Origin of the sequence: Pseudomonas sp. SWRI92 (genome assembly GCF_014268685.1) — a bacterium.
Lineage (GTDB): Bacteria > Pseudomonadota > Gammaproteobacteria > Pseudomonadales > Pseudomonadaceae > Aquipseudomonas > Aquipseudomonas marvdashtae.
The window spans coordinates 48,499-66,393 of sequence record NZ_JABWQY010000015.1 but is presented as its reverse complement, the minus strand read 5'-3'; the positions used below and the strand labels follow the sequence as shown (position 1 = coordinate 66,393).

Genomic DNA, 17,895 nt, shown 5'->3' with positions numbered 1-17,895 from the left:
ATGCTGGCTTATATTTTTCGGCGACTGTTGCTCATCATCCCGACCCTGTTTGGCATCTTGCTGATCAATTTCGTGATCATCCAGGCGGCGCCCGGCGGCCCGGTGGAGCAGATGATCGCCAAGCTCGAAGGCTTCGAAGGCGCCACCAGCCGCATCGCCGGTGGCGGTGCCGAAGTATCGGTGGCCGGCTCCGCCTACCGTGGCGCCCAAGGCCTGGACCCGGCGCTGGTCAAGGAAATCGAGCGCATGTACGGCTTCGACAAGTCGGCCCCCGAACGCCTGTGGATCATGATCAAGAACTACGCCCGCCTGGATTTCGGCGACAGTTTCTTCCGCGACGCCAAGGTCATCGACCTGATCAAGGAGAAAATGCCGGTGTCCATTTCCCTCGGGTTATGGAGCACGCTGATCATGTACCTGGTGTCGATCCCGCTGGGGATCGCCAAGGCGACGCGCCACGGCAGTCATTTCGATGTATGGACCAGTTCGGCAATCATCGTCGGCTACGCGATTCCCTCGTTCCTCTTCGCCATCCTGTTGATCGTGGTGTTCGCCGGCGGCAGTTATTTCGACTGGTTTCCGTTACGCGGGCTGACCTCCAACAACTTCGACGAATTGAGCATGGGCGGCAAGGTCCTCGACTATTTCTGGCACCTGGCCTTGCCCGTGACGGCGCTGGTAATCGGCAACTTCGCCACCATGACCTTGCTGACCAAGAACAGCTTCCTCGATGAAATCAACAAGCAATACGTGGTCACCGCCAAGGCCAAGGGCCTGACGCGCAACCGCGTGCTGTATGGCCATGTCTTTCGCAACGCGATGCTGCTGGTGATCGCCGGTTTCCCGTCGGCATTCATCGGGATTTTCTTCACCGGCTCGTTGCTGGTGGAAGTCATTTTCTCCCTTGACGGCCTCGGGCTCATGAGTTTTGAAGCCGCCATCAACCGCGATTATCCAGTGGTGTTTGGCACCCTGTTCATCTTCACCTTGCTGGGGCTGGTGGTGAAACTGATCGGCGACTTGACCTACACCTTCGTCGATCCGCGCATCGACTTCGAAAGCCGGGAGCATTGAGATGAACCTGTCCCCTCTCAATCGCCGACGCTTCGAACTGTTCAAGGCCAACAAGCGTGGCTGGTGGTCGCTGTGGCTGTTCCTGATCCTGTTCGGGCTGAGCCTGGGCGTCGAACTGATCGCCAACGACAAGCCACTGGTGGTGCATTACGACGACGGCTGGTATTTCCCGGCCCTCAAGCGCTACCCGGAAACCACCTTCGGTGGCGAATTCCCCTTGGAAGCCAACTATAAAAGCCCGTACATCCGCGAACTGCTCGCCGCCAAGAACGCCTGGGTGCTGTGGGCGCCGATTCCGTTCAGCTACCAGAGCATCAATTACGATTTGAAGGTCCCGGCCCCCGCGCCGCCCTCCTCGGTGAATTGGCTCGGCACCGATGACCAGGGCCGCGATGTCATGGCGCGGGTGATCTATGGCTTTCGCATTTCGGTGCTGTTCGCGCTGACGCTAACGGTGCTCAGCTCGATCATCGGCGTGATCGCCGGCGCCCTGCAGGGCTTCTATGGCGGCTGGGTGGACCTGGCCGGCCAGCGCTTCCTGGAAATCTGGTCCGGGCTGCCGGTGCTTTACCTGCTGATCATCCTCGCCAGTTTCGTCCAGCCGAACTTCTGGTGGTTGCTGGGCATCATGTTGCTGTTTTCCTGGATGAGCCTGGTGGACGTCGTGCGCGCCGAGTTCCTGCGCGGGCGCAACCTGGAATATGTGCGGGCGGCACGGGCGCTGGGCATGCAGAACGGCGCGATCATGTTCCGCCACATCCTGCCCAATGCCATGGTCTCGACCATGACCTTCATGCCGTTCATCCTCACCGGCGCCATCGGCACCCTTACCGCCCTGGACTTCCTCGGTTTCGGCCTGCCGGCTGGTGCGCCGTCCCTGGGCGAACTGGTGGCCCAGGGCAAATCAAACCTGCAGGCGCCGTGGCTGGGTATCAGCGCGTTCGCCGTACTGGCGATCATGCTGAGCCTGTTGGTGTTCATCGGCGAGTCCGCTCGCGATGCCTTCGATCCGAGGAAGTGATATGAACCAGGACAATCTGATCGAAGTGCGCGATTTAGCCGTCGAATTCGTTGTCGGCGAACGCCGCCAGCGCGTGGTCGAGGGTGTCAGCTTCGACATCAAGCGTGGCGAAACCCTGGCGCTGGTAGGCGAAAGCGGCTCGGGCAAATCGGTGACGGCGCATTCGATCCTGCGCTTGCTGCCCTACCCGCTCGCCCACCACCCCAGCGGGACCATTCGCTACGCTGGCCAGGATCTGCTGGGCCTGAAGGAAAAAACCATTCGCCATATCCGGGGTAACCGGATCGCGATGATTTTCCAGGAGCCGATGACCTCGCTCAACCCTTTGCACTGCATTGAAAAACAGATCAACGAGGTGCTCGGTATCCACAAGGGCCTGACCGGCAAGGTCGCGACCCGACGTACCCTCGAACTGCTGGAGCTGGTCGGCATCCCTGAACCGCACAAGCGCCTCAAGGCCTTGCCCCATGAACTGTCCGGCGGCCAGCGCCAGCGGGTAATGATCGCCATGGCCTTGGCCAATGAGCCGGAGCTGCTGATCGCCGACGAACCGACCACTGCGCTGGACGTCACCGTGCAGCTGAAAATCCTCGACCTACTCAAGGAATTGCAGGCGCGATTGGGCATGTCGCTGCTGTTGATCAGCCACGATTTGAACCTGGTGCGAAGAATTGCGCATCGCGTATGTGTCATGCAGCGCGGTTGCATCGTCGAACAGGCATCGTGCGCAGAGTTGTTTCGCGCGCCGCAACATCCGTACACTCGGGAACTGCTGGCCGCCGAGCCCAGCGGCAACCCGGCGACCAACGTCGTCGGCCCGCCGTTGTTGCAGGTCGAGGACCTGAAAGTCTGGTTTCCGATCAAGAAAGGCCTGTTCAAGCGCACGGTGGATTACATCAAGGCCGTGGACGGGATCCGCTTCAGCCTGCCCCAGGGCCAGACCCTGGGCATCGTCGGCGAGAGCGGTTCGGGTAAGTCCACGCTGGGGCTGGCGATCCTGCGGTTGATCGGAAGCCAGGGCGGGATTCGCTTCGAAGGCAAGCAGCTCGACAGCCTGACGCAACAACAGGTCCGGCCATTGCGCCGGCAGATGCAAGTGGTGTTTCAGGACCCGTTCGGCAGCCTGAGCCCGCGGATGTGTGTGAGCCAGATCGTCGGCGAAGGCTTGCGGATCCACAAGGTCGGCACCGAAGCCGAACAGGAACAAGCGATAATCGCGGCATTGAAGGAGGTAGGCCTGGACCCGGAAACCCGGAACCGCTACCCCCATGAATTTTCCGGAGGGCAACGGCAGCGTATCGCCATCGCCCGGGCCCTGGTGCTCAAGCCGGCGTTGATTCTGCTGGATGAACCAACGTCAGCCCTGGACCGCACCGTGCAACGCCAAGTGGTGGAGCTGTTGCGGTCGTTGCAAACCAAGTACAACCTGACGTACCTGTTTATCAGCCATGACCTGGCTGTTGTCAAAGCGCTGAGCCACCAGCTGATGGTGGTCAAGCATGGCCAAGTGGTCGAACAAGGTGATGCCCGCAGCATATTCGCCGCGCCGCAACACCCCTATACACAGCAGTTGCTGGAGGCCGCTTTCCTGGCTCCAACAACTGCCGAATAACCTGAAAGAGGAGCAACACATGGGTTTTCTCGCCGGTAAGCGCGTACTGATCGTCGGTGTCGCCAGCAAGCTGTCCATCGCATCCGGCATCGCCGCCGCCATGCATCGCGAGGGCGCTGAGCTTGCCTTCACTTATCAGAACGACAAACTCAAGGGTCGTGTCGAAGAGTTCGCGCAAGGCTGGGGTTCGAGCCCTGAGCTGTGCTTCCCGTGCGACGTGGCCAGCGATGAAGAAATCGCCAAGGTCTTCGAAGCACTGAGCAAGAAGTGGGACGGCCTGGACTGCATCGTGCACTCCGTAGGCTTCGCCCCGGGCGACCAACTGGACGGCGACTTCACCGAAGCCACCACCCGCGAAGGTTTCCGCATTGCCCACGACATCAGCGCCTACAGCTTCGTGGCCCTGGCCAAGGCCGGTCGCGAAATGATGAAAGGCCGCAACGGCAGCCTGCTGACCCTGTCGTACCTGGGCGCCGAGCGCACCATGCCGAACTACAACGTCATGGGCATGGCCAAGGCCTCCCTGGAAGCCGGCGTACGTTACCTGGCCGGTTCCCTGGGCCCGGACGGCACCCGCGTCAACTGCGTATCGGCTGGCCCGATCCGCACCCTCGCCGCTTCCGGCATCAAGAACTTCCGCAAGATGCTGGCCGCCAACGAAGCGCAAACCCCGCTGCGTCGCAACGTCACCATCGACGAAGTCGGCAACGCCGGCGCCTTCCTGTGCTCGGACCTGGCGTCCGGCATCAGCGGTGAAATCATGTACGTGGACGGCGGCTTCAACACCACCGCCATGGGCAACCTCGAAGAGTAATCTTCACGTTGCAACAAAAACGCCGCTTGCCCTGGAAAGGCCAAGCGGCGTTTTTTGTCTTCCGTAAATCCCTTCTCAGTGCCGTCCCTGCTTCTGCGCATACATCGCCGCATCCGCGTCGGCCAACAGGCTGTCGATCGATGCGTGCCGCTTGGGGTCGTATTCGATCTGGCCGACGCTGAAGCGAATGTCATAGCCGCGCTGCAAGGTCGCGTTGCGCTCTTCCAGGATCTCCCCGAGCCGCGCCATGATCGCCGCGGTCTCGACATGGGAAGCGCCGGTGAGCAAGGCGACGAACTCATCGCCGCCCAGGCGACCGATGACATCGCTTTCGCGAAAGGCGATACGCAGCACGTCGGCAAAGGTTTTCAGGGCGCTGTCACCCTCGGCATGGCCGAAGCGGTCGTTGATCGGCTTGAAGTCATTGAGGTCGAAGAACAGCAACGTGGCCGGTCGCGACAGCCGATTACACACGCCCAGCGCATGCTGGGCCAGCGTCTTGAAGCCTCGCCGGTTGGACAACAGCGTCATTTCATCCATGCTCGCCATCTGCACGGCAATCATTTCCTGCTCGGCCATGCTTGCCAGGTCGCGCAGCATTTCGCGTTCGTCGTCGCTGAGCTTTCGCGGCTTGGTGTCCAGCAGGCACAAGGTGCCCAACTTGCTGCCATCCTCCAGGCCCAATGGATGCCCGGCGTAGTAGCGAATACCCGGCCTGTCCGTGACCAGCGGATTGTCGTAAAACCGTTCGTCCTGTTCCGCGTCGCAAATCTCCAGGATTTCATCCTTTAGGATCGCATGTCCGCAGAAGGAAACCTCGCGCGGGGTTTCACTGGCGTCCAAGCCCGCATTGGACTTGAACCATTGCCGGTTGGCATCCACCAGCGACACCAGGGCAATGGGCACGTTGAACAAGCGTCGGGCGAGACGGGTCAAGCGGTCAAACCGTTCCTCGGGTGCAGTATCCAGCAGCTTGAGCGACTGCAGGTGCTTGAGACGGACGGCTTCATTGTCCGGTTTGCGTGGTTCAAGCATCGTGAGCTCCGTTGGCGAGACTCACTGCAGTCTAGTTCACTGCCGTAGCGAACTCGAACAGCATTTTGCGGCGCAGGCTAATACAATCAGGCACAGCCCATCACACAGGACACGGACGATGAAGCCTGCCCAACATGACGCCGCCCCGCGTTTCTGGCGCGACGCGGCCCTGCCCTTCATCGAGGCGCGGGCCATCGCCGATGGGCGCAAGGTCTGCTATTCGCGTCACTCCCACGATCATTTCTCCATCGGCGCGATCACGGCCGGGCGCAGCACCTACTTGCATGAGCTATCGCGGTTCCAAGTGCGCAGCGGGACGGTGGTGCTGATGAACCCTGGCGACGTGCACGCCTGCAACCCGATCGACGATCAGCCTTGGTCCTACGTGATGTTGTATGTCGACACCCACTGGCTGCGGGATTTGCAACGCCGCATTGGCTTTGATCCGTCGCTGGATTTCCAGGCGTTCGACACCACCCACAGCCGCGATGCCGCGCTCTACTCGGGGTTGTGCGGCCTTTATGAGCGGTTGGTGGATGAACAAGTCGGTACTGGCGACAAGCAAGCCGCCGTCGAAGCATTTTTCACCGACCTGCAGCATCGTCTCAACCCGGCCGGGCGTCCGGACCGGGGCAGCCATCCGGCGCTGATGCGGGCAGCGCAGTTTATCCATGATCACTGCACCGAAGCCCTGAAGCTCGAAGACATCTGCGCCTTCGCCCAGCTATCGCCGTCCTACTTGAGCCGGGCTTTCAAGCGTCATTACGGCATGACGCCCCACGCCTTCCTGATCAACCGCCGCATCCAGTTCGCCCGCCGACAATTGCGCGAAGGCAAGTTGATCGCCGACGTGGCGCTGGACAGCGGGTTCGCCGACCAGGCGCATTTCCAACGGGCGTTCAAGCAACACCTGGCAGCCACGCCGGGGCAGTACCGCGGCTGATCGGCTTGTAGCGCTTCATCAAGGCAGCAACAGATACACCGCACTGGCGACCAGCAATGCCGCCATCGCCCGGTTGAACAGGCGCATGGTCGCCGGGTTGCCCAGCCAGGTACGCAAGAAACTCCCGGCATAGGCCCAGCAGCCCACCGAGACGTAGCAGATCACCAGGTAGATCGCCGCGAACTGCCACACCAGTAGCGCCTCGCCATCAGCCACGAACGCCCCCATTCCCGCCACACAGGCCAACCAGGCCTTAGGGTTGAGCCATTGCATCAGCGCACCGTAGAACATCGTCGGCGCGCGGCCCTCGTCCCGCTCGCCCAGCTCACCATCGTCGATCGCCAGTTTCCAGGCCATGAACAACAGGAACGCTACGCCGGCCCATTGCACCACCCGGGTCAGGCCCGGCCAGCGCTGCAACACCTCGTGCAACCCGAGGCCCATCAAGACCAGCAACAGGACAAACCCGAGGGTGGCGCCAGCTACATGACGCAACGTGGCCCGAAAGCCATACCGCGCCCCGGAGCTGAGGGCGACGATGTTGACAGGGCCGGGCGTGATGGAGGCGACCAGGGCAAAGGCCGCCATGGAAAAAACAAGGCTCATCGCATACCTACTTCATTTGAGTGGGAAGGCTGCCAGGCTAAAGTACGGTGCCGGACGGGTATTGAAGAAAACTGCCTTGTCTTCGAACCTCATCGCTCTTTTTTACGCAAATTTTACGCGGCGAACGAGGGACCAAATCGATACTGTGCCACTCTTCCAATCAGGCGTTTCCCATGTCCATCGCGGTACTGCGTCTCATCGGTTTCATCCTCGGTATTTTCTTGATTACCCTGGCGGTCAGCATGGTGATCCCGCTGTTGACGCTGATCTACTACGACCGCAACGATGACGTGTCGGCGTTCCTCTGGTCGAGCCTGATTACGTTCGTCTGTGGGGTTGCGTTGGTTGCCCGAGGCAGGCCGGAACAGGCCCAGATGCGCCCCAGGGAAATGTACCTGCTGACCACCGCCAGCTGGGTCGTGGTTTGCGCCTTCGCCGCATTGCCAATGGTGTTCATCCAGCACATCAGCTACACCGATGCGTTTTTTGAAACGATGTCGGGCATCACGACCACCGGCTCGACCATCCTGACTGGCCTGGACACGGCATCCCCCGGCCTGCTGATCTGGCGCTCGATGCTGCACTGGCTCGGCGGGATCGGCTTCATCGGCATGGCGGTGGCGATCCTGCCGCTGCTGCGGGTCGGCGGCATGCGACTGTTCCAGACCGAATCATCGGACTGGTCGGAAAAGGTCACGCCGCGCTCTCACGTCGCGGCCAACTACATCTTATGGATTTATGTCGGGTTGACGGCCCTCGCGACACTCGCGCTGTGGCTTGCCGGCATGACCCCGTTCGAGGCGATCAACCATGCAATGTCGCTGATTTCCACCGGCGGCTTTTCCACATCCGATGCCTCCCTGGCACATTGGCCTCAACCCTCCATTCATTGGGTATCAGTCCTCGTGATGATGGCAGGATCGCTGCCCTTTACGCTGTATGTCGCGACGCTGCGGGGCAATACGAATGCGTTGCTCAAGGATCAGCAAGTCAGGGGTTTCGTCGGATTCCTGGTCACTACCTGGCTCGTGGTCGGCACGTGGCTGAGCCTGAACAGTGACCACGGCTGGTGGGACGCGGTCCGCATCGTTGCGGTCAATGTCACCTCCGTTGTCACGACCACCGGCGTGGCGTTGGGCGATTACACCCTGTGGGGCAGTTTCGCCCTGTTGCTGTTCTTTTACTTGACGTTCGTCGGCGGCTGTTCGGGTTCCACTGCCGGAGGACTGAAGATTTTTCGCTTTCAAGTCGCCGGGGCCTTGCTGATGGCCAGTTTGAAACAGCTGATCCACCCCCGGGCGGTGATCCGAAAAAAATACAACAATCATCCCATCGACGAGGAAATCGTTCGCTCCCTGCTGACGTTCTCGTTCTTCTTTACCATCACGATCGGGGCCATCGCCCTGGGCCTGGCGCTGATCGGCCTGGACTGGACGACAGCCTTGACCGGCGCTGCCACCGCTGTGTGCAACGTTGGCCCCGGCTTGGGCAACATCATTGGCCCAGCGGGCAATTTCTCGACGTTGCCGGACGCGGCAAAATGGCTGCTGACCATCGGCATGCTGCTGGGGCGATTGGAGATCCTGACAGTGTTGGTATTGTTCACGCCGGTGTTCTGGAGATACTGAAAAAATTCACTGTCGATTTTTCGGTGGAGTCGGCCTGGGCGCGGTTCTATGCTCACCCCATGAACCTACAAGACACGCTACTGCCGCCGCACGCCGAAATGGTCCGCGCCATGCTCGAACGAGACACCGCCTACGAAGGGGTGTTTTTCACAGCGGTCAAGACCACCGGTATTTTCTGCCGCCCCAGTTGCACCGCCCGCAAGCCGAAACCGGAGAACGTGGAATTCTTCGCCCATGCCGACGAAGCCATGTCCGCCGGCTACCGCGCCTGCCTGCGCTGCAAGCCGTTGGATGCCGCCGCGATCGCCCCCGACTGGGTCCAGGCGCTGCTCCAGGCCGTGGATGCCCAGCCCGACCTGCGCTGGACCGATGCCCTGCTTCTGGAACGAGGCATCGAACCGCTGAAGCTGCGCCGCTGGTTCAAGCAGCACTTCGGCATGACCTTCCACGCCTACCTGCGCACCCGGCGCCTGGGCATCGCCCTGGGCGGTATCAAGGAGGGCGCCTCGATCGATAACGCGGCGTTCGATTCCGGCTACGAATCGCTGAGCGGCTTTCGTGACGCCTTCGTGAAATCCTTCCACATCACGCCGGGCCGCGCCGGCCTCAGCGAGCCCTTGCTGTTCACCCGCCTGACCACACCGCTGGGGCCCATGCTGGCCATGGCCGAGCGTCGTGGCCTGGTGCTGTTGGAGTTCCTCGACCGCCCGGCCTTGACCAAGGAACTGGAAGAATTGCGGCAACGCTACGGCTACACGGTCGCGCCGGGGCACAACGCTCATCTGCAACAGATCGAACGCGAGCTGGCCGACTATTTCGCCGGGAAGCTCACATGCTTCACCGTCCCGCTGCACATGCCCGGCAGCGCCTTCGCGGCGCGGGTCTGGGCGCAGTTGCAGAAAATCCCCTACGGCGAAACCCGCAGCTACGGTGCCATCGCCGCCGCCCTGGGCAGCCCCGGTGCCAGCCGCGCCGTGGGCTTGGCCAATGGCCAAAACCGCCTCGCCATCATCATCCCCTGCCATCGGGTGATCGGGGCGGATGGCTCGTTGACTGGCTACGGTGGCGGTCAGCCGCGCAAGGCGTTTCTATTGCGGCTGGAGAGAGCCGCGGTGCAGGTTTCCCTGCCGCTGGCGTTTTGATCGATGCCCCGGACAAAGACCTGATGGTTGTGCCCTATCACCAAGCGACGGCATTCCTGGCAAACCTTGACGAAGATTGGCGACGCCATGTCGAGGCGACCGGCCCCTGCCTGCTGCAACCCAAGCCGGCCCGCGATCCCTATGAGGCGCTGGTGCGGGCGATTGCCTATCAGCAACTGCATGCCAAGGCCGGGGATGCGATTCTCGGCCGGCTGTTGGGGCTGTTTCCCCAGGGGACCTTCCCGCGGCCCGAGCAAATACTGGCGACCGACGTTACGCAAATGCGCAGTTGCGGCTTTTCCGCCAGCAAGACCGCGACCATCCAAGGCATCGCCCAGGCGGCGCTGGACGGGATCGTACCGGATTACGCCACGGCGCTGGCCATGGACGATGAAGCGTTGATCGAACGCCTGGTCACCTTGCGCGGCGTCGGCCGTTGGACCGTGGAGATGCTGCTGATCTACAGCCTGGAGCGGCCCGACATCTTGCCAGCGGACGATTTCGGGGTTCGCGACGGTTATCGGCGGCTCAAGGGGCTGGACGCTGAGCCGAGTCGCAGGCAGATGGTCGACATCGGCCAGGCCTGGAGCCCCTACCGAACCGTCGCGGCGTGGTACTTGTGGCGGGTGCCTAACCGCTGACCGTCTAAACTATCCGGGTCATTTCAATTCGGACCGGAGGCAACCATGCAGCTCGAAGGATCCTGCCACTGCGGCGCCGTAACGTTCAGCCTGGACTGCGTTCACCCCTACCCCTACCAGCGCTGCTACTGCTCGATTTGCCGCAAGACCCAGGGCGGCGGCGGTTATGCGATCAACCTGGGGGGCGACGCGAAAAGCCTGAAGGTGCAAGGTCGCAAGCACATTACGATCTACCATGCGCGCCTCAAGGACGAAGGCGACAAGCGGTCCCACCGCAGCAGCGCCGAGCGGCATTTCTGCTCACTGTGCGGCTCGGGATTGTGGCTATTCAGCCCGCAATGGCCGGAGTTGATCCATCCTTTTGCCTCGGCCATCGATACACCGCTGCCGGTGCCGCCGGAACACACCCATCTCATGCTCGGTTCCAAGGCGCCGTGGGTCGAAGTCGAGGCGCACCCGGGCGACCAACAATGGGAGGTGTATCCAGAGGAATCGATTGCCCAATGGCATGAGCGCCTGGGCTTGACCCGTTAGGCTGGCACGCCGCTGTGGAACCGAAACTCCGCATCCGCCGACTCGATCAGCTCGCGCTCGGCGGCACGGACTCGGTCGATGACCTGGGCAATGTCCTTGGCGTCACCGTATTGGTAGGCCAGTTTCAAGTAACCCTGGAAGTGCCTGGCTTCGCTTTTCAGCAGGCCGAAATAGAACTTGCCGAGCTCCTCATCCAGATGCGGCACCAAGGCCTCGAAACGCTCGCAACTGCGGGCTTCGATGAAGGCGCCGACCACCAGCGTGTCCACCAGTTTCACCGGCTCGTGGCTGCGCACCACCTTGCGCAAACCCGAGGCATAGCGTCCGGCGGAGAGCTGGCGCAACGCGACCTTGCGCTTTTTCATCAAGCGCATGACTTGCTCGTGATGCACCAGCTCTTCCCGGGCCAGGCGCGACATCATGTTGATCAGGTCGACATGGGAGTGGTACTTGGCAATCAGGCTCAGGGCGGTGCTGGCGGCCTTGAACTCGCAGTTCTTGTGGTCGATCAGCAACGTTTCCTGGTCGGCCAGCGCGGCCTGGACCCAGGCATCGGGGGTGCGGCAGCCGAGGAATTCGTGGATTTCGGGAAGGATCATGGGGCTCACGGCAAGAAGGTAGTCGAGCGAAGGGCGCCGATTATACCGGGCTGCCCCCAGACCACCAGCCACCGCTGTTGATATGCATCAAGTCGACGGGCCGTTCATAGCAACTATAGTTGAGCAACGCAGTGCCTTTTCATTGCTGGAGACACCGATCATGCAAGCCATTCGCAGCATCCTGGTGGTCATCGACCCCGAACATTCGGAAAGCCTGGCACTCAAGCGCGCCAAACTGATCGCCGGCGTGACCCAGGCGCACCTGCACCTGCTGGTGTGCGACAAACGGCACGATCACGCTGGCATGCTCGGCGTACTGAAGGCGGCCTTGGTGGCGGACGGCTACAGCGTCACCACCGAGCAAGCCTGGAACGAAAGCCTCTACGAAACCATCATTGACGTGCAGCAGGCCGAAGGGTGCGGCCTGGTGATCAAGCAGCATTTCCCCGACAGCCCGTTGAAGAAGGCCCTGTTGACACCCGCTGACTGGAAATTGCTGCGCCATTGCCCAACCCCGGTGCTGCTGGTCAAGACTACGGGCTCCTGGAAGGACCGGGTCATCCTGGCCGCCGTCGATGTCGGCAATGCCGATGGCGAGCATCGCCACCTGCACTCCACCATCATCGATCATGGCTATGACATTGCCAGATTGGCCAAGGCGCACCTGCATGTGATCAGCGCCCATCCGTCGCCGATGCTCTCGTCCGCCGACCCGACCTTCCAGCTCAAGGAAACCATCGAGGCTCGCTATCGCGAGCAATGCCGCGCGTTCCAAGCCGAATTCGATATCGATGACCAACACCTGCATATCATGGAAGGCCCGGCGGACGTGCTGATTCCCTTCATGGCCCACAAGCTCCAGGCGGCGGTCACGGTGATCGGCACCGTGGCCCGCTCGGGTTTGTCAGGGGTGCTGATCGGCAACACCGCCGAAGCCGTGCTCGATACCCTGGAAAGCGATGTGCTGGTGCTCAAGCCGCAGGAAGTCGAGGATCACCTGGTGGAGCTGGCGGTCAAGGAATGAGGCGCGGACGATAAGGCTGTTGTGGCGAGGGAGCTTGCTCCCGCTCGGCTGCGCAGCAGACGCCTGGATTTTCCAGGTTCAGGAATTATCAGGATCAAGAGCGAGGGTCGCTTCGCAACCCAGCGGGAGCAAGCTCCCTCGCCACAAGAGCTACCTGGTCCAAAAACTAAAAGTAACTTGCCACACATGAAGGCCTGTCAGCCGCCGATCGCATCCTTGAGAAACCCCGGCGCGATGTAGCGTTGGTAATGGGCTTCGGACAGCAGGAAAAATTCCCGATCAATGGCATCACGCAGGTCCGGCAGCTCCCAATCGCGAAATTCCGGCATCAGCACCATGCCGTAGGCTTCGAGGTTGTTGATTACTCGCGCGCCCCGGGCGATCAACTGGTAGGCCCAGCAGTATTCCGACTGGTGGGGCACGAAGCGGATCTTGCGTGTCTCCAGTTGCTGGCGCAGCAGGCCCGGGTCGAACACCTCCAGCTTGGCCACCATTACCTGCACCAGCAGCTGCTCCAGCCGCATCCATACCGCGCGTTTTTCCTCCTCGTTGTAGCCGTTCCAGTGAATCACTTCGTGGTGGAACCGCTTGCAACCACGGCACACCAAGTCACCGTAGACAGTGGAACAGAGGCCGACGCAGGGGGTCTTGATGAGCTGGTTGGGCATAGGTAACGCACACGCAAAAAAACAGGACAGGCCGGCATGTTAGCCCTTTGTCTAAGATTGATCACCCCTTCAAACTTCATGGGCCAACTTACCTTTAATATTTTTTTCCCGTAGAATCAGCCAGCCTTTTAAGGCGCCAATGTCCGTTAGAAGCTGTTTTCAAAGCGTCACGAGCACAGTCGTTCCTTCAGAGCGGTGTTGGCGAAGGGTCTTTCCAGCGGGGAAAGCCCAACGCCAACCCTCATCAGCTCCCGTTCTGCAGGCGTAAAACTTTGAAAGCAGCTTCTGTGAGGAACTCCGACAACTCTGGCGTGGAGGCCCAAAAGGCCCCTGACGCGCATGAGTGCCGTGAGTTTCTGGATGAGCGTCCCGGACACCCATTTGGGACCACTGATGAGGGTAATAACTGTGCTTGAAGCCTACCGCAAACATATCGAAGAGCGTGCAGCACTGGGTATCGTTCCCCAGCCGCTTAACGCCGAACAAACCGCAGGCCTGGTCGAGCTGCTGAAGAATCCCCCGGCTGGCGAAGAAGCTTTCCTCGTTGACCTGATCACCAATCGCGTTCCGCCTGGCGTCGACGAAGCCGCCTACGTCAAGGCCGGTTTTCTCTCCGCACTGGCCAAGGGCGAAGCCCAGTCCCCTCTGATTGACAAGAAGCGCGCGGTCGAACTGCTTGGCACCATGCAGGGCGGCTACAACATCGTCACCCTGGTCGAGCTGCTGGACAACGCCGAGCTGGCGCCGGTAGCGGCCAAGGAACTCAAGCACACCCTGCTGATGTTCGATGCGTTCCATGACGTCGCTGAAAAAGCCAAGAACGGCAACGTTCACGCCAAGGCCGTGCTGCAATCCTGGGCCGATGGCGAGTGGTTCAAGAACCGCCCGGTGCTGGCCGACAAGATCAGCCTGCGCGTGTTCAAGGTGACTGGCGAAACCAACACCGACGACCTGTCCCCTGCCCCTGATGCCTGGTCCCGCCCGGACATCCCGCTGCACGCCCTGGCCATGCTGAAAATGGCCCGTGACGGCATCGTCCCGGACGAGCAAGGCAAGACCGGCCCGATGAAGCAGATCGAAGAGATGCGTGGCCAAGGCTTCCCGATCGCCTACGTCGGTGACGTGGTCGGTACCGGTTCGTCGCGTAAATCGGCAACCAACTCGGTGCTCTGGTTCTTCGGCGATGACGTTCCGTACGTCCCGAACAAGCGTGCCGGCGGCTTCTGCTTCGGCAGCAAGATCGCGCCGATTTTCTACAACACCATGGAAGACGCCGGCGCCCTGCCGATCGAATTCGATGTGTCCAACATGCACATGGGCGACGTGATCGACCTGTACCCGCATGCTGGCAAAGTCTGCAAGCACGGCACCGATGAAGTCCTGACCACCTTCGAAATGAAGACTCCGGTCCTGTTGGACGAAGTCCGCGCTGGCGGCCGTATCCCGCTGATCATTGGCCGTGGCCTGACCGAAAAGGCACGCGCCGAGCTGGGCCTGCCACCGTCGGAGCTGTTCAAGAAGCCTGAAGCACCGGCCGAAAGCACCAAGGGCTTCACCCTGGCGCAGAAAATGGTCGGCAAGGCCTGCGGCGTGACCGGCGTTCGCCCGGGCACCTACTGCGAGCCGAAGATGACCACCGTCGGTTCCCAGGACACCACTGGCCCGATGACCCGTGACGAACTCAAGGACCTGGCGTGCCTGGGCTTCTCGACCGATCTGGTGATGCAGTCGTTCTGCCACACCGCGGCTTATCCGAAGCCGATCGACGTGACCACCCACCACACCCTGCCTGACTTCATCATGACCCGCGGCGGCGTGTCCCTGCGTCCGGGCGACGGCATCATCCACAGCTGGCTGAACCGCATGCTGCTGCCGGACACCGTCGGCACCGGTGGCGACTCCCACACCCGTTTCCCGATCGGCATCTCGTTCCCGGCCGGCTCCGGCCTGGTGGCCTTCGCCGCCGCCACCGGCGTCATGCCGCTGGACATGCCCGAGTCGATCCTGGTTCGTTTCAAGGGCAAGCTGCAACCGGGCGTCACCCTGCGTGACCTGGTCCATGCCATCCCTTACTACGCCATCCAGAAAGGCCTGCTGACCGTCGAGAAGAAAGGCAAGAAAAACGCCTTCTCCGGCCGCATCCTGGAAATCGAAGGCCTGGAAACCCTGACCGTCGAACAAGCTTTCGAGCTGTCCGACGCCTCGGCGGAACGCTCGGCCGCTGGTTGCACCATCAAGCTCTCCAAGGAATCGATTGCCGAGTACCTGCAGTCGAACATTACCCTGCTGCGCTGGATGATCGGCGAAGGCTACGGCGATCCTCGCACCCTGGAACGTCGTGCCCAGGCGATGGAAGCCTGGCTGGCCAACCCTGAACTGCTGGAAGCCGACAAGGACGCCGAATACGCCGAGATCATCGAGATCGACCTGGCCGACGTCAAGGAGCCTGTGCTCTGCGCGCCGAACGACCCGGACGACGCCCGTCTGCTGTCCAGCGTTGCTGGCGAGAAGATCGACGAAGTGTTCATCGGTTCGTGCATGACCAACATCGGTCACTTCCGTGCTGCCGGTAAACTGCTGGAGCAGGTCAAGGGTCAGCTGCCAACCCGTCTGTGGCTGTCGCCGCCGACCAAGATGGACGCTCACCAGCTCACCGAAGAAGGCTACTACGGCATCTACGGCAAGGCCGGCGCACGCATGGAAATGCCAGGCTGCTCGCTGTGCATGGGTAACCAGGCGCGCGTTGAACCGAACTCCACCGTGGTGTCGACGTCGACCCGTAACTTCCCGAACCGTCTGGGCGACGGCGCGAATGTCTACCTGGCTTCGGCCGAGCTGGCGTCCGTGGCGTCCATCCTGGGTCGCCTGCCGACCGTCGAGGAGTACATGGAATACGCCGGCAAGATCGACAGCATGGCAGCGGACGTGTACCGCTACCTGAGCTTCGACCAGATCGCCGAGTTCCGTGAAGCGGCTGCAAATGCCAACATCCCGGTCGTTCAAGCCTAACGCTTAAAACGCCCGACTAAAAACGCCGCCCCTCTCGCGAGGGGCGGCGTTTTTTTATGCCTGCCTACAGAGCGGCGCCGGTCAGGCCGTCAGCGAATAGACCAGCGCGGTAATCGCCACCAGACCCACCAGCCCCACGAAGACATTGGACGCCTGGCCGCGATAGCGCGCCATGGCCGGGACTTTGCGGATGGCGTACATCGGCATCAGGAACAAAATCGCCGCAATGACTGGACCGCCGAGGGTTTCGATCATGCCCAGGATGCTCGGGTTGAGCGTGGCGACGATCCAGCACACCAGCAACATGAACGCCGCAGTCAGGCGATCGAGGGTCTTGGCGGCTGGACGGCGTCCGCTCTTGACGATCAGGCCCTTGAGACCTTCGCTGGCACCGATGTAATGGCCGAGGAATGACTTGGAGATCGCCACGAACGCAATCAATGGCGCTGCGAAGGCAATGGTCGGATTGCTGAAATGGTTGGCCAGGTACGACAGGATCGACAGGTTCTGCGCCTTGGCCTCGGCCAACTGCGCCGGGGACAGGGTCAACACGCAACTGAACACGAAAAACAGCACCATCACCACCATCAGCAGATGGGCACGCGACAGGATCTGCGCGCTGCGCTCTTCAGCGCGAGGACCGTAGCGACGCTTCTGATCCACCGCAAACGCCGAGATGATGGGCGAATGATTGAACGAGAACACCATCACCGGAATCGCCAGCCACAGGGTATGCAGCAGCGCCGAAGGCTGCGGCAACGTGGAGGCCGTGGCCAGGATGCCGCCGTTCCAATGCGGAACCAGGAACACCGCCAGGAACAGCAGCGCCACGATGAAAGGATAGACCATCAGGCTCATGGCCTTGACGATCGCCTGCTCGCCGCAGCGGACCACGGCCAGCAGGCCCAGGATCAGCATCAGCGATAGCACGGCGCGAGGTGGCGGCTGCACATGCAGTTGGTGCTCCAGGAAGCTGCCCACCGTATTGGTCAGCGCCACGCTGTAGATCAGCAGGATCGGAAAAATCGCAAAAAAGTAGAGCAAGGTGATCAGCGCACCGGCCTTGATACCGAAATGCTCCTCCACCACCTCGGTGATGTCCGCGCCTTCACGGCCGGACAACACGAAGCGGGTCAGGCCACGGTGCGCGTAAAAGGTCATGGGGAACGCCAGCAAGGCGAGGATCACTAGCGGCCAGAAACCGCCGAGGCCGGCATTGATCGGCAAAAACAGCGTGCCGGCGCCAATGGCGGTCCCAAACAGGCCCAGCATCCAGGTCGTATCGTGGCGACTCCATTGGCTGAGGGTGGCAGGGGCTGTCGTTTCAAAGCGCTCTTCGACGCTATTGGCCTGATCATTCATCCGGTCGGATCTCCGCATTCCGGTCACATGCACCCGGCCGGGACGAGTCGGAAAAACCCGACAGGCAGCGCCCTGGCCGAAACAGGGGCGCGATTGTCCGGGATTCGTGAGCAGAAGCAAAGGCTTAGCTGAAGAGCGGTCAAGCGGATCAGAGGGTTCAAGTTCGAAACGCAAGTCGAAAAT

16 protein-coding genes are annotated in these 17,895 nt (G+C 61.4%); 11 read left to right on the top strand and 5 right to left on the bottom strand.

Annotation, left to right across the window (positions count from 1 at the left end; all coding sequences use genetic code 11):
- The 4 genes from HU762_RS20575 to fabI are packed head-to-tail and all read left to right on the top strand — an operon-like array spanning position 1 to position 4,521.
- On the top strand, positions 1–1,074 hold the full coding sequence (locus HU762_RS20575) for a microcin C ABC transporter permease YejB (protein ID WP_186640121.1): 1,074 nt from the start codon (positions 1–3) through the stop codon (positions 1,072–1,074).
- A 1-nt stretch (position 1,075) separates the two neighbouring features.
- Positions 1,076–2,095: an ABC transporter permease gene (locus tag HU762_RS20570; RefSeq protein WP_186640119.1), complete on the top strand. Its 1,020-nt coding sequence runs from the start codon at positions 1,076–1,078 to the stop codon at positions 2,093–2,095.
- Between the two features lies 1 nt (position 2,096).
- Positions 2,097–3,707 (top strand): ABC transporter ATP-binding protein, encoded by a 1,611-nt coding sequence (locus HU762_RS20565; RefSeq protein WP_186640117.1) that lies wholly within the window; start codon positions 2,097–2,099, stop codon positions 3,705–3,707.
- Between the two features lie 19 nt (positions 3,708–3,726).
- Positions 3,727–4,521, top strand: a complete 795-nt coding sequence (gene fabI, locus HU762_RS20560; RefSeq protein WP_150802880.1) for an enoyl-ACP reductase FabI — start codon at positions 3,727–3,729, stop codon at positions 4,519–4,521.
- A 75-nt stretch (positions 4,522–4,596) separates the two neighbouring features.
- On the opposite strand, the gene HU762_RS20555 is transcribed toward fabI, so the two are convergent.
- Positions 4,597–5,556 carry a sensor domain-containing diguanylate cyclase gene (locus HU762_RS20555; protein WP_186640116.1) on the bottom strand — a complete coding sequence of 320 codons (960 nt, stop codon included), beginning with the start codon at positions 5,554–5,556 and terminating at the stop codon, positions 4,597–4,599.
- A 118-nt stretch (positions 5,557–5,674) separates the two neighbouring features.
- Here HU762_RS20555 and HU762_RS20550 point away from each other — a divergent pair, with 118 nt between their 5' ends.
- A complete protein-coding gene (locus tag HU762_RS20550; RefSeq protein ID WP_186640114.1) occupies positions 5,675–6,499 on the top strand; it encodes an AraC family transcriptional regulator in 825 nt (274 codons plus the stop codon).
- Positions 6,500–6,517: 18 nt separating this feature from the next.
- On the opposite strand, the gene HU762_RS20545 is transcribed toward HU762_RS20550, so the two are convergent.
- Positions 6,518–7,105 (bottom strand): LysE family translocator, encoded by a 588-nt coding sequence (locus tag HU762_RS20545; protein WP_186640112.1) that lies wholly within the window; start codon positions 7,103–7,105, stop codon positions 6,518–6,520.
- Positions 7,106–7,278: 173 nt separating this feature from the next.
- Between HU762_RS20545 and HU762_RS20540 the strand changes: the two genes are divergently transcribed.
- Genes HU762_RS20540 through HU762_RS20525 form a run of 4 tightly spaced genes read left to right on the top strand, consistent with a single transcriptional unit; the run spans position 7,279 to position 11,050 of the window.
- On the top strand, positions 7,279–8,733 hold the full coding sequence (locus HU762_RS20540; protein ID WP_186640110.1) for a TrkH family potassium uptake protein: 1,455 nt from the start codon (positions 7,279–7,281) through the stop codon (positions 8,731–8,733).
- 59 nt (positions 8,734–8,792) lie between these two features.
- Complete coding sequence (locus tag HU762_RS20535) at positions 8,793–9,875, top strand: bifunctional transcriptional activator/DNA repair protein Ada (protein ID WP_186640108.1); 1,083 nt, start codon at positions 8,793–8,795, stop codon at positions 9,873–9,875.
- A gap of 23 nt (positions 9,876–9,898) precedes the next feature.
- Positions 9,899–10,516, top strand: a complete 618-nt coding sequence (locus HU762_RS20530; RefSeq protein WP_186640106.1) for a DNA-3-methyladenine glycosylase — start codon at positions 9,899–9,901, stop codon at positions 10,514–10,516.
- 45 nt (positions 10,517–10,561) lie between these two features.
- Positions 10,562–11,050: a GFA family protein gene (locus HU762_RS20525; RefSeq protein WP_186640104.1), complete on the top strand. Its 489-nt coding sequence runs from the start codon at positions 10,562–10,564 to the stop codon at positions 11,048–11,050.
- Here the strand turns inward: HU762_RS20525 and miaE are convergent.
- Positions 11,047–11,649 (bottom strand): tRNA isopentenyl-2-thiomethyl-A-37 hydroxylase MiaE, encoded by a 603-nt coding sequence (miaE, locus tag HU762_RS20520; protein ID WP_186640102.1) that lies wholly within the window; start codon positions 11,647–11,649, stop codon positions 11,047–11,049. The genes HU762_RS20525 and miaE overlap by 4 nt on opposite strands.
- A gap of 160 nt (positions 11,650–11,809) precedes the next feature.
- Between miaE and HU762_RS20515 the strand changes: the two genes are divergently transcribed.
- Complete coding sequence (locus HU762_RS20515) at positions 11,810–12,673, top strand: universal stress protein (protein ID WP_186640100.1); 864 nt, start codon at positions 11,810–11,812, stop codon at positions 12,671–12,673.
- 197 nt (positions 12,674–12,870) lie between these two features.
- Here the strand turns inward: HU762_RS20515 and HU762_RS20510 are convergent, their stop codons facing one another.
- A complete protein-coding gene (locus HU762_RS20510; protein WP_186614915.1) occupies positions 12,871–13,341 on the bottom strand; it encodes a DUF1289 domain-containing protein in 471 nt (156 codons plus the stop codon).
- 408 nt (positions 13,342–13,749) lie between these two features.
- Between HU762_RS20510 and acnB the strand changes: the two genes are divergently transcribed.
- A complete protein-coding gene (gene acnB, locus HU762_RS20505; RefSeq protein ID WP_186640225.1) occupies positions 13,750–16,350 on the top strand; it encodes a bifunctional aconitate hydratase 2/2-methylisocitrate dehydratase in 2,601 nt (866 codons plus the stop codon).
- Positions 16,351–16,431: 81 nt separating this feature from the next.
- Here acnB and HU762_RS20500 read toward each other — a convergent pair whose 3' ends face one another.
- Entirely contained in the window at positions 16,432–17,712 is a 1,281-nt protein-coding gene (locus HU762_RS20500; RefSeq protein ID WP_186640098.1) for a serine/threonine transporter, read from the bottom strand.
- Between the last annotated feature and the right edge of the window lie 183 nt (positions 17,713–17,895).

Bases quoted from the DNA above. Each gene is read 5' to 3' on its own strand.
- HU762_RS20530 (WP_186640106.1), top strand. From the start codon at position 9,899: ATGGTTGTGCCCTATCACCAAGCGACGGCATTCCTGGCAAACCTTGAC.
- HU762_RS20545 (WP_186640112.1), bottom strand. From the start codon at position 7,105: ATGAGCCTTGTTTTTTCCATGGCGGCCTTTGCCCTGGTCGCCTCCATC.
- HU762_RS20515 (WP_186640100.1), top strand. From the start codon at position 11,810: ATGCAAGCCATTCGCAGCATCCTGGTGGTCATCGACCCCGAACATTCG.
- HU762_RS20555 (WP_186640116.1), bottom strand. From the start codon at position 5,556: ATGCTTGAACCACGCAAACCGGACAATGAAGCCGTCCGTCTCAAGCAC.
- miaE (WP_186640102.1), bottom strand. From the start codon at position 11,649: ATGATCCTTCCCGAAATCCACGAATTCCTCGGCTGCCGCACCCCCGAT.
- HU762_RS20550 (WP_186640114.1), top strand. From the start codon at position 5,675: ATGAAGCCTGCCCAACATGACGCCGCCCCGCGTTTCTGGCGCGACGCG.
- HU762_RS20565 (WP_186640117.1), top strand. From the start codon at position 2,097: ATGAACCAGGACAATCTGATCGAAGTGCGCGATTTAGCCGTCGAATTC.
- HU762_RS20500 (WP_186640098.1), bottom strand. From the start codon at position 17,712: ATGAATGATCAGGCCAATAGCGTCGAAGAGCGCTTTGAAACGACAGCC.
- HU762_RS20540 (WP_186640110.1), top strand. From the start codon at position 7,279: ATGTCCATCGCGGTACTGCGTCTCATCGGTTTCATCCTCGGTATTTTC.
- HU762_RS20510 (WP_186614915.1), bottom strand. From the start codon at position 13,341: ATGCCCAACCAGCTCATCAAGACCCCCTGCGTCGGCCTCTGTTCCACT.
- HU762_RS20535 (WP_186640108.1), top strand. From the start codon at position 8,793: ATGAACCTACAAGACACGCTACTGCCGCCGCACGCCGAAATGGTCCGC.
- HU762_RS20525 (WP_186640104.1), top strand. From the start codon at position 10,562: ATGCAGCTCGAAGGATCCTGCCACTGCGGCGCCGTAACGTTCAGCCTG.
- fabI (WP_150802880.1), top strand. From the start codon at position 3,727: ATGGGTTTTCTCGCCGGTAAGCGCGTACTGATCGTCGGTGTCGCCAGC.
- HU762_RS20570 (WP_186640119.1), top strand. From the start codon at position 1,076: ATGAACCTGTCCCCTCTCAATCGCCGACGCTTCGAACTGTTCAAGGCC.
- HU762_RS20575 (WP_186640121.1), top strand. From the start codon at position 1: ATGCTGGCTTATATTTTTCGGCGACTGTTGCTCATCATCCCGACCCTG.